The 13,650-nt window shown below is 69.9% G+C and carries 15 protein-coding genes; 11 read left to right on the plus strand and 4 right to left on the minus strand.

Going from position 1 to position 13,650, the window contains the following annotated elements; genetic code table 11:
• The first annotated feature begins 116 nt into the window (after positions 1–116).
• The 3 genes from OHA89_RS27745 (at position 117) to OHA89_RS27755 (ending at position 2,660) form a co-directional block, all read left to right on the plus strand.
• Complete coding sequence (locus OHA89_RS27745; protein WP_215142043.1) at positions 117–1,058, plus strand: heme o synthase; 942 nt, start codon at positions 117–119, stop codon at positions 1,056–1,058.
• Positions 1,059–1,073: 15 nt separating this feature from the next.
• Positions 1,074–1,436, plus strand: a complete 363-nt coding sequence (locus OHA89_RS27750; RefSeq protein WP_215142045.1) for a hypothetical protein — start codon at positions 1,074–1,076, stop codon at positions 1,434–1,436.
• A gap of 129 nt (positions 1,437–1,565) precedes the next feature.
• Positions 1,566–2,660, plus strand: a complete 1,095-nt coding sequence (locus OHA89_RS27755; protein WP_406367341.1) for an amidohydrolase family protein — start codon at positions 1,566–1,568, stop codon at positions 2,658–2,660.
• Positions 2,661–2,697: 37 nt separating this feature from the next.
• Here OHA89_RS27755 and OHA89_RS27760 read toward each other — a convergent pair whose 3' ends face one another.
• The 4 genes from OHA89_RS27760 to OHA89_RS27775 form a co-directional block, all read right to left on the minus strand.
• On the minus strand, positions 2,698–3,687 hold the full coding sequence (locus tag OHA89_RS27760; RefSeq protein WP_406367342.1) for a COX15/CtaA family protein: 990 nt from the start codon (positions 3,685–3,687) through the stop codon (positions 2,698–2,700).
• Positions 3,688–3,691: 4 nt separating this feature from the next.
• On the minus strand, positions 3,692–4,825 hold the full coding sequence (locus OHA89_RS27765; RefSeq protein ID WP_266945368.1) for a hypothetical protein: 1,134 nt from the start codon (positions 4,823–4,825) through the stop codon (positions 3,692–3,694).
• Between the two features lie 68 nt (positions 4,826–4,893).
• A complete protein-coding gene (locus tag OHA89_RS27770; RefSeq protein WP_406367343.1) occupies positions 4,894–5,661 on the minus strand; it encodes an ABC transporter permease in 768 nt (255 codons plus the stop codon).
• Positions 5,658–6,584: an ABC transporter ATP-binding protein gene (locus tag OHA89_RS27775; protein ID WP_266610401.1), complete on the minus strand. Its 927-nt coding sequence runs from the start codon at positions 6,582–6,584 to the stop codon at positions 5,658–5,660. The genes OHA89_RS27770 and OHA89_RS27775 overlap by 4 nt, the downstream gene beginning before the upstream one ends.
• Positions 6,585–6,930: 346 nt before the next feature.
• Between OHA89_RS27775 and OHA89_RS27780 the strand changes: the two genes are divergently transcribed.
• The 8 genes from OHA89_RS27780 (at position 6,931) to OHA89_RS27815 (ending at position 13,512) form a co-directional block, all read left to right on the plus strand.
• Complete coding sequence (locus tag OHA89_RS27780) at positions 6,931–7,692, plus strand: metalloregulator ArsR/SmtB family transcription factor (RefSeq protein ID WP_215142056.1); 762 nt, start codon at positions 6,931–6,933, stop codon at positions 7,690–7,692.
• A complete protein-coding gene (gene sufB / locus OHA89_RS27785) occupies positions 7,689–9,104 on the plus strand; it encodes a Fe-S cluster assembly protein SufB (RefSeq protein ID WP_257556857.1) in 1,416 nt (471 codons plus the stop codon). Before OHA89_RS27780 ends, sufB begins: the two co-directional genes overlap by 4 nt.
• A 62-nt stretch (positions 9,105–9,166) precedes the next feature.
• Entirely contained in the window at positions 9,167–10,345 is a 1,179-nt protein-coding gene (gene sufD / locus OHA89_RS27790) for a Fe-S cluster assembly protein SufD (protein WP_406367345.1), read from the plus strand.
• A complete protein-coding gene (locus OHA89_RS27795) occupies positions 10,345–10,662 on the plus strand; it encodes a bifunctional 3-phenylpropionate/cinnamic acid dioxygenase ferredoxin subunit (protein ID WP_030009135.1) in 318 nt (105 codons plus the stop codon). Before sufD ends, OHA89_RS27795 begins: the two co-directional genes overlap by 1 nt.
• A gap of 7 nt (positions 10,663–10,669) precedes the next feature.
• Positions 10,670–11,437 carry a Fe-S cluster assembly ATPase SufC gene (sufC, locus tag OHA89_RS27800; protein WP_215142062.1) on the plus strand — a complete coding sequence of 256 codons (768 nt, stop codon included), beginning with the start codon at positions 10,670–10,672 and terminating at the stop codon, positions 11,435–11,437.
• The gene (locus OHA89_RS27805) at positions 11,434–12,690 is read left to right on the plus strand and encodes a cysteine desulfurase (protein ID WP_215142064.1); all 1,257 of its coding nucleotides are present in this window, start codon (positions 11,434–11,436) and stop codon (positions 12,688–12,690) included. Before sufC ends, OHA89_RS27805 begins: the two co-directional genes overlap by 4 nt.
• Positions 12,691–12,709: 19 nt before the next feature.
• Complete coding sequence (sufU, locus tag OHA89_RS27810; RefSeq protein WP_215142066.1) at positions 12,710–13,171, plus strand: Fe-S cluster assembly sulfur transfer protein SufU; 462 nt, start codon at positions 12,710–12,712, stop codon at positions 13,169–13,171.
• The gene (locus OHA89_RS27815; protein ID WP_215020285.1) at positions 13,168–13,512 is read left to right on the plus strand and encodes a metal-sulfur cluster assembly factor; all 345 of its coding nucleotides are present in this window, start codon (positions 13,168–13,170) and stop codon (positions 13,510–13,512) included. Before sufU ends, OHA89_RS27815 begins: the two co-directional genes overlap by 4 nt.
• Positions 13,513–13,650: the final 138 nt, after the last annotated feature.

Here is a 13,650-nt window from a genome sequence, read left to right on the forward strand (position 1 = left end):
CCGTTCGGACCAACACGACGCGACCCCCGCGCAGGGCGACGTATGACCAACGTCTACAGTGGCGTGGTACGTGCAAGCCCTTGTGGTGCTTGCTGGTTTCTCTCTCAGGGGTGTGCGTGACGGCCGTCGAATCCCGTCCAGCGGGGGTGCTCGCGACGAGCGCCGGTCACCGGCCGTTCGGGGCCCGGGCCATGGCTTTCGTGGCATTGACCAAGCCGCGGATCATCGAACTTCTGCTGATCACCACAGTGCCGGTCATGTTCCTCGCCGAGCAGGGCGTGCCCTCGCTGTGGCTGGTCCTCGCGACCTGCTTCGGCGGCTACCTGTCCGCGGGCGGCGCCAACGCGCTGAACATGTACATCGACCGCGACATCGACGCGCTGATGGACCGGACCTCGCAGCGCCCGCTGGTGACCGGCATGGTCAGCCCCCGCGAGTGCCTGGTCTTCGGCATCACCCTGGGAGTGGTCTCCACCCTCTTCTTCGGCCTGCTGGTCAACTGGCTGTCGGCCGCTCTCGCACTCGGCGCGCTCCTCTTCTACGTCGTGGTCTACACGATGCTGCTGAAGCGGCGTACCGCCCAGAACATCGTCTGGGGCGGCATCGCGGGCTGCATGCCGGTGCTCATCGGCTGGTCCGCCGTCAAGAACGAGGTCTCCTGGGCCGCGGTCATCCTCTTCCTCGTCATCTTCTTCTGGACGCCGCCGCACTACTGGCCGCTGTCGATGAAGGTGAAGGACGACTACGCGCGGGTCGGCGTGCCGATGCTCCCCGTCGTGGCGGGCAACAAGGTCGTGGCCCGTCAGATCGTCCTCTACAGCTGGGTGATGGTGGCGGTCTCGCTGCTGCTGACCCCGCTGGGGTACACCGGCTGGTTCTACACCGCGGTCGCGCTGGTCGCGGGCGGCTGGTGGCTGTGGGAGGCGCACGCGCTGCACGCGCGGGCCAAGTCCGGGGTGACCGGGCCGAAGCTCAAGGAGATGCGCCTGTTCCACTGGTCGATCACCTACGTATCGCTGCTGTTCGTGGCGGTGGCCGTGGATCCCTTCCTCCGCTGATTACTCACGGGTAGCATGCCGTCCATGGCAGACACCGCAGACACCACCGCAGCGACCGCGGACAAGAAGCAGGACCGTACGGCGGCGAAGCTCGCCAAGCAGATCGGTGCGTTCGCCAAGCAGCACGGCGGCGCCGAGGGCCACCTCGCCCACATCGGCCAGGCCGGCACCCGGATCGTGCTGGTGGGCAAGGACGGCGAGTGGGGCGACCTGGTGGCCCCGGCTTTCGCGGTGGCGCAGCTCGCCGCCGAGAAGGCCGAGCTGACCCTCCACGAGGAGTTCGACGGCGAGTTCGCGGCGCGCGTGCGCACCGGCCCGTACGAGTGGACGCGGATGGCCGGCATCCAGCTCGGCGGACCCGCGAATCCGGCGGCCTGACCCGCCCCCGGACAGCTTCCGGGGACCCCAGGTGGCTGCTCGGTCAACAGCGCGAGCAACACCTCACACCCCGCTCACCCGTTAGGACGTGTGGAAGCTCCTTCCTCACGTCCGCAACGGGATGCCCGGATGATCGAAACGCCGCCCCTGGTGGATCAGTACTGCCACGGAGTACTCCGTACGGAACTGGGCCTGGGCACCTTCGAGGCCCAGCTGATCCGCTCGGCAGGACCGCCCGCCGCGGGCACCACCTTCTTCGACACGCAGACCGGTTTCGCCGTGCGCCGCTGGTGCCCGCCGCTGCTCGGGCTGGAGCCGTACGCCGCCCCCGCCCGCTATCTGGCCCGGCGGCGCGAGCTGGGCGCGATCGAGTCCGCGCGGCTGCTGCTGCGGGGCTCCGGGATCGCCGCCTACGTGGTCGACACCGGAGTGGCCGGGGACCTCACCGGCCCCAAGGAGCTGGCCCTCGCCGGGGATGCCGAGGCCTTCGAGACGGTCCGGCTGGAACCGCTGGCCCAGCAGGTCGCCGACACCTCCGGGACCGTGGCCGCCTTCCTCGCCAATCTCGCCGAGGCCGTGCACCAGGCGGCCACCGGGGCCGTGGCCTTCACCTGCGGCGCCGCCGCCGACCATCCGTCCGTCCTGGCCGACGCGCCCGAGCCGCCCGATCCCGGCGAGGTGCGCGGGGCGGCCGGGCGGTGGCTGGTCGGGCGGACCAGGGGCGATGCCGTGCGCGACCCCGTACTCCTGCGGCACCTGGTGTGGAGCGCGGTCGCGTCCGGGCTGCCGCTCCAGCTGCACACCGGGGCGGGGGACCCGGCGCTGCTGACCGGGTTCGTACGGGCCACTGCGGGTCTGGGCACGCGACTGGTCCTGCTCGGCGGATACCCGTACCACCGGCAGGCGGCGCAGCTGGCCGAGGCCTTCCCGCACGTCTACGCCGACGCCGGCGCGGCCCTCGGGCAGACCGGGGCGCGGGCCGCGGCGGTCCTGGCCGAGCTGCTGGAGCTCGCGCCGTTCGGGAAGCTGCTGTTCTCCAGCGGCGGCCGGCGGCTGCCCGAGCTGCACGCGGTGGGCGCCCTGGTGTTCCGGGAGGCGCTGGGCCGGGTGCTGGGCGGCTGGGTCGCCGACGGGGCCTGGTCCTGGACGGACGCGGGGCGGGTGGCCGCCATGGTCGCGGCGGGCAATGCCCGCCGCGTCTACCGGCTGGACGAGCGGGAGTGAGTCTCCCGGGCCTCCCGGGCCAGGCGGGCCGGACGGGTCAGACGGAGGAGAGCTGGGGGTCGCCCTGGGCCGGGATCTCCGCCTGCGTCATCGGCCGCTCGCGCAGGCTCAGCGCGACCCGGAGCACCGCGATCCACACCAGGCAGGAGCCGAGCATGTGGGCGGCGACGAGCAGCTCGGGCAGCTCGGCGAAGAACTGCACGTAGCCGATGCCACCCTGCGCGAGGAGCACGATCAGCAGGTCACGGGCGCGCGCCCGGGTGTCCGCGGGGGCGTCGACCACGCGCAGCACCAGCCACATCGCCACGGCCAGCGCGCACACCAGCCAGGCGGTGATCGCGTGCACGTGGGCGGTGGCCGCCCAGTCGAACGGCATCCGCTTGATCTCGCTGCGGTCGCCGGCGTGCGGTCCGGAACCGGTGACCACGGTGCCGGCGGCGATCAGGACCAAGGTGGTCGCGAGCATCGCCCACGACAGCTTGCGCACCGGGCCGGGTACGCGCGGCCGCGGGGCGGAGTCCCCCTCGCGGGTGCGCTGCCAGGTGAGCGTCGTCACGGTGATCAGCGAGGTGGCGAGCAAGAAGTGCCCGGCCACGCTGTAGGGGTTGAGACCCGTCATCACGGTGATGCCGCCCAGCACGGCGTTGGCCATCACGATGGCGAACTGGACCCAGCCGAGCTTCGTCAGCGTACGGCGCCAGGGCTTGGCCGAGCGGGCCGCGAGGATGACCCAGCCGACGGCCGCGCAGAGCACGTACGTCAGCATCCGGTTGCCGAACTCGATGGCGCCGTGGAAGCCCTGGGCCGGCGTCGCGATCAGGCTGTCGTCGGTGCACTTGGGCCAGGTGTCGCAGCCGAGACCGGATCCGGTCAGCCGCACCGCGCCGCCGGTGACGACGATGGCCACGCTCATGAGGAGCGCGGCGGACGCGGCCCGCTGGACGATCCGGGGTGACGGAGTCCAGCGACTGGCGATGAAGGCGAATGGGTTCAACACGGCTCCTATCGTAGGCGGAGCCTTGTGCAAAGTTTCACGAGGGGGTGGCCGGTGGTGCGTCGGGGCCGACGGCCAGCCGGAACCGGGCCCCGGCCGGGTCGCCCTCCTCGTGCCACCACACGTGGATGCGCCAAGGAACGCCGTCGCCGGGGTGGTCGGCCGAGCTCACGAAGCCTCGTACCAGTTCGGCCCCTATGTCCTCGGCTGTCCTGTTTCTCACTTCCGTGGCGCTGTGCCATGGATGGTCGAGTACGTTCCACAGTCCGTCAGGACCGCGCACCTCGACGCGCCACACCGCGAGCCAGGGCGTGACCTCCAGCATCGTGCGCACCTGTTCGGCGCCCAGACCCAGCCGGGCCGCGATCTCGGACTCCGCCACCCCCTGGACGCGGGCGGCCACCACGGCCCGGGGCAGCAGCCGTTCGGGCAGCAGCCCCTTCAGACGGAGACCGACCAGGGAACCGAAGGCCAGGAAGCGCAGGCGCAGTTCCAGCTGCCGGCCGATGTGGTCGAGGGCCTCCGCGGCCTCCGCGGACTCCTCCGAGCCGTGGTCGGCGAGCAGCAGCTGCCGGAAGTCCGACTCCGCGTCCACGGCCCAGGCCACCGCGTCCTCGGCGAAACCGAGCTCCGCGAGGCGGTCCCCGAGGAACACCTTCGCCTGGGCCAGGCCCCGCCGGTTGACCGGGTCCTTCTGGTCCAGGCCCGCCCACACCCCGACCGCGGCCCGGGTCAGATCACGGGCACGCTCCCCGGCCGCCCGTTCCATGGCGGTCGGCCCCTCCGTGGCGGCCGGGCCAAGCGGATGTCTCGGCAGCCGGTCCTCGTCGCTCAGCGGCCAGGCCAGCCACACCCCGTGGTTGATCAGCCCCCGGGCGTACCAGCGGGTGAACTCGGGGGAGTACGCGGCCGCGCGCTCGGAGCTGCGCAGCCCCTCCTCGATCATGGCCAGGGCGGAGGCGCGGTCCCCCGCGGCGAAGCGCAGCGCGGCCCGGTCGGCGAGGCGCAGCCCCAGCAGCGCGGTGCACTCGGGGTCCTCCGGATGGGTCCGCAGGGCCCCGATCAGCTCGTCGAGCAGCCGCTCGCGCTCCTGCGGTTCCGCGTGCGCCGCCCCCGACCGCACCCGTGCCCACTGCTCGTCCAGCCGTAGAACGGCCTCCCGCTGCACCATGTCCGCCCCCCGGCTTCATGTGTGGAGGCGCCCATCCTCGCGGCTGTGTCAACGGGAGGGGAAGGGATTCACTCCCAGCGGAAACACCGCGCGGCGGCCCCCAGACCCACGGCGGCCCAGGCTGCCAGCACGGCCGCGTCGCCCCACGGCAGCGCGGCCCCGTGCTGGAGCACCTCGCGCAGACCGTCGGACAGGGCGGAGATGGGCAGCAGGCCCAATATGGACCGAACGGCGTCCGGGAACTTGTCCAGCGGCACGATCACCCCGCCGCCGACCAGCAGCAGCAGGAACACCAGGTTGGCCGCGGCCAGGGTCATCTCGGCCTTGAGGGTGCCCGCCATCAGCAGGCCCAGCCCGGAGAACGCGGCGGTGCCGAGCAGCACCAGCGCGGCCACCGACAGCGGGTTCCCGTGCGGCGACCAGCCCAGCGCGAAGGCGATCGCCGTCAGCAGGGCGATCTGGAGCACCTCGGTGACCAGCACGGACAGGGTCTTGGCGGCCATCAGGGCCCAGCGCGGCAGCGGGGAGGCCCCGAGCCGCTTGAGGACCCCGTAGCGGCGGTCGAAGCCGGTGGCGATGGCCTGGCCGGTGAAGGCGGTGGACATGACGGCGAGCGCCAGGATGCCGGGGGCCAGGAAGTCCACGGACTTCTCGGAGCCCGTCTCGACGATGTCCACGGCGGAGAAGAGGGTCAGCAGCAGTGCCGGGATGATCACGGTCAGCAGCAGCTGCTCCCCGTTGCGCAGCAGCATCCGGGTCTCCAGTGCCGTCTGCGCGAGGATCATGCGGGAGACGGGAGCCGCCCCCGGGTTGGGGGTGAACGTGCCGGCGCTCATCCGCGCAGCTCCTTACCGGTCAGCTCCAGGAAGACGTCCTCCAGGGTGTGCCGCTCCACCGAGAGGCTGTCCGGCATGACGCCGTGCTGTGCGCACCAGGAGGCGACGGTGGCGAGCAGCTGGGGGTGGACGTCGCCGGTGACCCGGTAGACGCCGGGGGTGAGCTCGGCGGCCTGGGTGCCGTCGGGCAGCGCCTTCAGCAGGGAGGCGAGGTCGAGCGAGGGGCGGCCGGTGAAGCGCAGGGTGTTCTCGGCGCCGCCCCGGCACAGCTGCTCGGGGCTGCCGTGGACGATGACCCGGCCCGCGTCCACGATGGCGACCTCGTCGGCGAGCTGCTCGGCCTCGTCCATGTGGTGGGTGGTGAGGACGACGGTGACCCCGTCGGTGCGCAGCTCCCGTACGAGGTCCCAGGTCGCGCGGCGGGCCTGCGGGTCCAGGCCGGCGGTGGGCTCGTCGAGGAAGACCAGCTCGGGGCGGCCGACCACGGCCATGGCGAGGGCCAGGCGCTGCTGCTGGCCGCCGGAGAGCCTGCGGTAGGCGGTGCGGCCGCAGCCGCCGAGGCCGAGGCGTTCCACCAGGGGGTCGATGTCCAGCGGGTCGGCGTACAGCTTGGCCATGTGGCGGAGCATCTCGACGGCCCGGGCTCCGGAGTAGACGCCTCCGGACTGGAGCATCACGCCGATCCGCGGGCGCAGCGCCTCCGCCTGGGCGACCGGGTCGAGGCCGAGGACGCGGACGGTCCCGGCGTCGGGGCGGCGGTAGCCCTCGCAGGTTTCCACCGTGGTGGTCTTGCCCGCGCCGTTGGGGCCGAGGACCGCGGTGACGGAGGCCCTCGGGACGGTGAGGTCCAGGCCGTCCACCGCTCTCTTGGGGCCGTACCGCTTCACCAGTCCGCGGATCTCCACGGCGGGGTCGTTGCTCATGGGGGATGAGTCTACGGAGCGGGGCGAGCACTGTTTTCGCCGCCTTCGGATTCGAACACTGTGTCGCGATCACGGTTCTTTTCGGCCCGTCGTTCCTGGATGGCCCAGCGCCGTTCAGTGATCTTTTCCGGAATTCGATGTTCATGGTCCCCGGCTGCATCCTCGGTGGAGGATTGCTGGTGGGGGCCGTGTACCGGTGCACCGGAGGGGCTCGGCGAGAGTGCGGAGCGTTCCCCTCCGAATGACTCTCCGTCGACAAATTAGGTAACCCTTAGTGATGGAGGCCACCAGGGGTGGCGTCCATCACGGCTTGTCGGCGCTCGGTTAATTACGCAACAATGGCGTTGTGAAATACGGCGAACGGCAGATCGAGACCCCCCAGGGGGAGCTCGCGACCGGGGAGCGGTCAACCCGCAACCGGGTCGCGCGGTCCATCCTGGACCACGGTCCGTCCACCGTCGCCGACCTCGCCCAGCGTCTCGGCCTCACCCAGGCCGCCGTCCGCCGCCACCTCGACACGCTCGTCGCCGACGACGTGGTCGCACCCCGTGAGCAGCGTGTGTACGGTGCGCGCACCCGGGGCCGGCCCGCCAAGGTCTTCGCGCTCACCGACTGCGGCCGCGACGCCTTCGACCAGTCCTACGACACGCTCGCCGCGGACGCCCTGCGCTGGATCGCGCAGTCCGTCGGCGGCGGAGAGCAGGGGGAGGCGGCCGTCGCCGCCTTCGCCAGGTCCAGGATGGAAGAGCAGGCGCAGCCCTACCGGGAAGCCGTCGAGGCGGCCGCCCCGGAGGAGCGCGCGGAGGCCCTTGCCAGGGCGTTGACCGTCGACGGGTACGCTGCTACGGCGAAGAGCGCTCCCGGTCCGCACAGCGGTGAACAGCTCTGCCAGCACCACTGCCCGGTCGCACACGTCGCCGAGCAGTTCCCGCAGCTGTGCGAGGCGGAGACCGAGGTCTTCTCCCGCCTGCTCGGGACCCATGTGCAGCGCCTCGCCACGATCGCCCACGGCGACGGAGTGTGCACGACGTTCATTCCGCGTAGCGCGAGCACCACACAGACCGACACCTCAGTATCTGCAAGTACGGCCGGGAGGAACCCCGCATGACCACGGAGACTGCTCACCCTGAGCTCGATGGCCTGGGCACCTACGAATACGGCTGGGCCGACTCCGACGCGGCCGGCGCCGCTGCCAAGCGGGGTCTGTCCGAGGATGTCGTGCGCGACATCTCGGCGAAGAAGTCCGAGCCGGAGTGGATGCTGAAGCTCCGCCTCAAGGGTCTCAAGCTGTTCGACAAGAAGCCCATGCCGAACTGGGGCTCCGACCTCTCCGGCATCGACTTCAACAACATCAAGTACTTCGTGCGCTCCACCGAGAAGCAGGCCGCTTCGTGGGAGGACCTGCCGGAGGACATCAAGAACACGTACGACAAGCTCGGCATCCCGGAGGCGGAGAAGCAGCGCCTCGTCGCCGGTGTCGCGGCCCAGTACGAGTCCGAGGTCGTCTACCACCAGATCCGTGAGGACCTGGAGGAGCAGGGCGTCATCTTCCTCGACACGGACACCGCGCTCAAGGAGCACCCGGAGCTCTTCCAGGAGTACTTCGGCACGGTCATCCCGGTCGGCGACAACAAGTTCGCGTCGCTGAACACCGCCGTGTGGTCGGGCGGCTCGTTCATCTACGTGCCCAAGGGCGTCAAGGTCGACATCCCGCTCCAGGCCTACTTCCGTATCAACACGGAGAACATGGGCCAGTTCGAGCGGACGCTGATCATCGTCGACGAGGACGCCTACGTCCACTACGTCGAGGGCTGCACCGCCCCGATCTACTCCTCGGACTCGCTGCACAGCGCCGTGGTCGAGATCATCGTGAAGAAGGGCGGCCGCTGCCGCTACACGACGATCCAGAACTGGTCGAACAACGTCTACAACCTGGTCACCAAGCGCGCCGTGGCGTACGAGGGCGCGACCATGGAGTGGATCGACGGCAACATCGGTTCCAAGGTCACCATGAAGTACCCGGCCGTCTACCTGATGGGCGAGCACGCCAAGGGCGAGACCCTGTCCATCGCCTTCGCGGGCGAGGGCCAGCACCAGGACGCCGGCTCCAAGATGGTCCACATGGCGCCGAACACCTCCTCGAACATCGTCTCGAAGTCGGTGGCCCGAGGCGGCGGCCGCACCTCGTACCGAGGCCTGGTCGAGATCGGCGAGGGCGCCCACGGCTCGAAGTCCAACGTGCTGTGCGACGCGCTCCTGGTCGACACGATCTCCCGCTCCGACACGTACCCCTACGTGGACGTCCGCGAGGACGACGTGTCCATGGGCCACGAGGCGACCGTCTCCAAGGTCTCCGACGACCAGCTCTTCTACCTGATGAGCCGCGGTCTGACGGAGTTCGAGGCCATGGCGATGATCGTGCGCGGCTTCGTCGAGCCGATCGCGCGGGAGCTGCCGATGGAGTACGCGCTGGAGCTGAACCGGCTGATCGAGCTGCAGATGGAGGGTTCGGTCGGTTAGTCCCGACCGCCCGAGTCCCGCAGACATTCTTTTTGACGTAGGAAGAGAGCACGAAGACAGCCATGGCTGAGGCTCAGAACATTCCGGCGGGGTCGACCACCGCCGGCGCGATCGCGGTGGCCGCCGAGTCGACCGTCGCCACCCGGATGAGTGCGCCCCCGTCCTTCGACGTGGCGGACTTCCCCGTGCCCCACGGCCGCGAGGAGGAGTGGCGGTTCACCCCGCTCGCCCGCCTGCGCGGTCTGCACGACGGCACGGCGGTCGCCAACGGCACCATGAAGGCCCAGATCGACGCGCCCGAGGGCGTCACCGTCGAGTCGGTGGAGCGCGGCGACGCGCGCATCGGCAAGGCCGGCACCCCGGTGGACCGGGTCGCCGCCCAGGCGTTCTCGTCCTTCGCCAAGGCCACGGTCGTGACCGTGCCCAAGGAGGCCGTCCTGACCGAGCCGGTGCGCGTCACGCTGCACGGCGAGGGCGGTACGACCTTCGGCCACACCGTCTTCGACGTGCAGGCCTTCGCCGAGGCCGTCATCGTCATCGACCACACCGGTGACGGCGTGCGCGCCGCCAACGTCGACTTCCTGGTCGGCGACGGCGCCAAGCTCACCGTCGTGTCCGTGCAGGACTGGGACGACACCGCCGTCCACGTCTCCCAGCACAACGCGCTGATCGGCCGCGACGCGACCTTCAAGTCGATCGTGGTCACCTTCGGCGGCGACGTCGTACGCCTGCACCCGCGGGTCAGCTACGCGGGCCCCGGCGGCGAGGCCGAGCTCTTCGGCCTGTACTTCACGGACGCCGGCCAGCACCAGGAGCACCGCCTCCTGGTCACGCACGACGCCCCGAACTGCAAGTCGAACGTGGTCTACAAGGGCGCGCTCCAGGGCCAGGACGCCCACGCCGTCTGGATCGGTGACGTGCTCATCGAGAAGAGCGCCGAGGGCACCGACACCTACGAGATGAACCGCAACCTCGTCCTCACGGACGGCGCGCGGGTCGACTCGGTGCCGAACCTGGAGATCGAGACCGGCGAGATCGTCGGCGCCGGCCACGCCTCCGCGACCGGCCGTTTCGACGACGAGCAGCTCTTCTACCTGCAGGCCCGCGGCATCACGGCCGACGACGCCCGCCGCCTGGTCGTGCGCGGCTTCTTCGCCGAGCTCGTCCAGCAGATCGGTGTCGACGACATCGAGGAGCGCCTGCTCGCCAAGATCGAGACCGAGCTCCAGGGCTCCGTCTGATGAATTACGTCAAGGCCTGTGCGCTGAGCGAGCTGGAGGAGAACACCCCCAAGCGGGTGGAACTCGACGGCACGCCGGTGTCCATCGTCTCCACCGAGGGCGAGGTGTTCGCGATCAACGACATCTGCTCGCACGCGAACGTCTCGCTCTCGGAGGGCGAGGTCGAGGACTGCATGATCGAGTGCTGGCTGCACGGGTCGGCCTTCGACCTGCGCACCGGCAAGCCCTCCGGTCTGCCGGCGACCCGCCCCGTACCCGTATACCCCGTAAAGATCGAAGGGGACGACGTGCTCGTTTCCCTCACCCAGGAGTCCTGAGGTATCCATGGCAACGCTTGAAATCCACGACCTGCACGTCTCCGTCGAGGCCGAGAACGGCGCCCGCGAGATCCTCAAGGGCGTCGACCTCACCGTCAAGCAGGGTGAGACGCACGCCATCATGGGTCCGAACGGCTCCGGCAAGTCCACCCTGGCGTACTCCCTCGCCGGTCACCCGAAGTACACCATCACCGGTGGCACCGTGACCCTCGACGGCGAGGACGTCCTGGAGATGTCCGTCGACGAGCGCGCCCGCGCCGGCGTCTTCCTCGCCATGCAGTACCCGGTCGAGGTCCCCGGCGTCTCGGTCTCCAACTTCCTGCGCACCTCGGCCACCGCCATCCGCGGCGAGGCCCCGAAGCTGCGTACCTGGGTGAAGGAGGTCAAGTCCGCGATGGAGCAGCTCCAGATGGACCCGGCCTTCGCCGAGCGCAACGTCAACGAGGGCTTCTCCGGCGGTGAGAAGAAGCGCCACGAGATCCTCCAGCTGGAGCTCCTGAAGCCGAAGATCGCGATCCTCGACGAGACCGACTCCGGCCTCGACGTCGACGCCCTGCGCCAGGTCTCCGAAGGCGTCAACCGCGTCCGCGCGACCGGCGAGGTCGGCACCCTGCTGATCACGCACTACACGCGGATCCTCCGTTACATCAAGCCCGACTTCGTCCACGTCTTCTCGGAAGGCCGCATCGTCGAGTCCGGCGGCGCCGAGCTCGCCGACAAGCTGGAGGCGGAAGGCTACGAGGCGTACAGCACGAAGGGTGGCGCGAGCGCGTGACACAGCTGCCTGGCCTCCTCGACATCGAGGCGATCCGCAAGGACTTCCCCCTGCTGGATCGTGTGGTCCACGACGGGAAGAAGATCGTTTACCTGGACAACGCGGCGACTTCGCAGAAGCCGCGCCAGGTGCTCGACGCGCTGAACGAGTACTACGAGCAGCACAACGCCAACGTCCACCGTGGCGTGCACGTGCTCGCCGAGGAGGCCACGGCGCTGTACGAGGGTGCCCGCGACAAGGTCGCCACCTTCATCAACGCACCGAGCCGCGACGAGGTGATCTTCACCAAGAACGCCTCGGAGTCCCTCAACCTGGTCGCGAACATGCTCGGCTGGGCGGACGAGCCCTACCGGGTCGACCGCGAGACCGAGATCGCCATCACGGAGATGGAGCACCACTCCAACATCGTGCCGTGGCAGCTGCTCTCGCAGCGCACCGGCGCGAAGCTGAAGTGGTTCGGCCTCACCGACGACGGCCGGCTCGACCTGTCCAACATCGAAGAGGTCATCACGGAGAAGACGAAGATCGTCTCCTTCACGCTGGTCTCCAACATCATGGGCACGGTCAACCCGGTCGAGGCGATCGTCCGGCGCGCCCAGGACGTCGGCGCGCTGGTGCTGATCGACGCCTCCCAGGCCGCTCCGCACATGCCGCTGGACGTGCAGGCGCTCGGCGCCGACTTCGTGGCCTTCACCGGCCACAAGATGTGCGGCCCGACCGGCATCGGCGTCCTCTGGGGCCGCCAGGAGCTCCTGGAAGACCTGCCTCCGTTCCTCGGCGGCGGCGAGATGATCGAGACCGTGTCGATGCACGCCTCGACCTACGCCCCCGCGCCCCACAAGTTCGAGGCCGGTACGCCCCCGATCGCCCAGGCCGTCGGCCTCGGCGCGGCCGTGGACTACCTGACCGCGATCGGCATGGACAAGATCGCCGCGCACGAGCACGCGATCACCGAGTACGCGATCAAGCGCCTCGCCGAGGTGCCCGACCTGCGGATCATCGGCCCCACCACGGCCGAGGACCGCGGAGCGGCGATCTCCTTCGTGCTCGGCGACATCCACCCGCACGACGTCGGCCAGGTGCTGGACGAGCAGGGCATCGCGGTCCGCGTGGGACACCACTGCGCGCGCCCGGTCTGCCTGCGGTACGGAATTCCGGCGACGACCCGAGCGTCTTTCTACCTGTACTCCTCTCCCGCGGAGGTCGATGCGCTGATCGACGGGCTGGAGCACGTACGGAACTTCTTCGGCTGACGAGGACGACGAGGACGCTGTGAAGCTGGATTCGATGTACCAGGAACTCATCCTGGACCACTACAAGCACCCGCACGGGCGTGGCCTGCGCGACGGCGACGCCGAGGTGCACCACGTCAACCCGACGTGCGGGGACGAGATCACGCTGCGCGTGAAGTACGACGGCGAGACGCTGACCGATGTCTCGTACGAGGGCCAGGGCTGCTCGATCAGCCAGGCCAGCGCGTCCGTACTGAACGAGCTGCTCGTCGGCAAGGAGCTGGCCGAGGCGCAGAAGATCCAGGGCGTGTTCCTGGAGCTGATGCAGTCCAAGGGCAAGCTGGAGCCGACCGAGGAGATGGAAGAGGTGCTGGAGGACGCGGTCGCGTTCGTCGGCGTCTCCAAGTATCCGGCGCGTGTGAAGTGTGCTCTGCTGAGTTGGATGGCCTGGAAGGACGCGACCGCCCAGGCTCTGGGCGACGCGGAGAGGAAGACGGCATGACCGAGAACGCGACGCCCGAGGCGTCGATCAAGCCGGCCACCGAGGAAGAGGTCCGCGAGGCCCTCTACGACGTGGTCGACCCCGAGCTGGGCATCGACGTCGTCAACCTGGGCCTGATCTACGGCATCCACGTCGACGACGCGAACATCGCCACCCTCGACATGACGCTGACCTCGGCGGCCTGTCCGCTGACGGACGTCATCGAGGACCAGGCGAAGTCGGCGACGGACGGCATCGTCAACGAGCTTCGCATCAACTGGGTCTGGATGCCCCCGTGGGGCCCGGACAAGATCACGGACGACGGCCGTGAGCAGCTGCGCGCGCTCGGCTTCAACGTCTGAGTCACCCGCGTGTGAGGGCCCCCGGCACGGTCGTGCCGGGGGCCCTCCCTGTTCTTCGGGCGGACGGGTGACGTGCACCCGGAGTTGGCCACGGTGGCCGAACCTTCTCGACGGCCGTCACGCCGTGACGCCGCACGC

This window comes from Streptomyces sp. NBC_01546 (assembly GCF_045208355.1).
GTDB lineage: Bacteria > Actinomycetota > Actinomycetes > Streptomycetales > Streptomycetaceae > Streptomyces.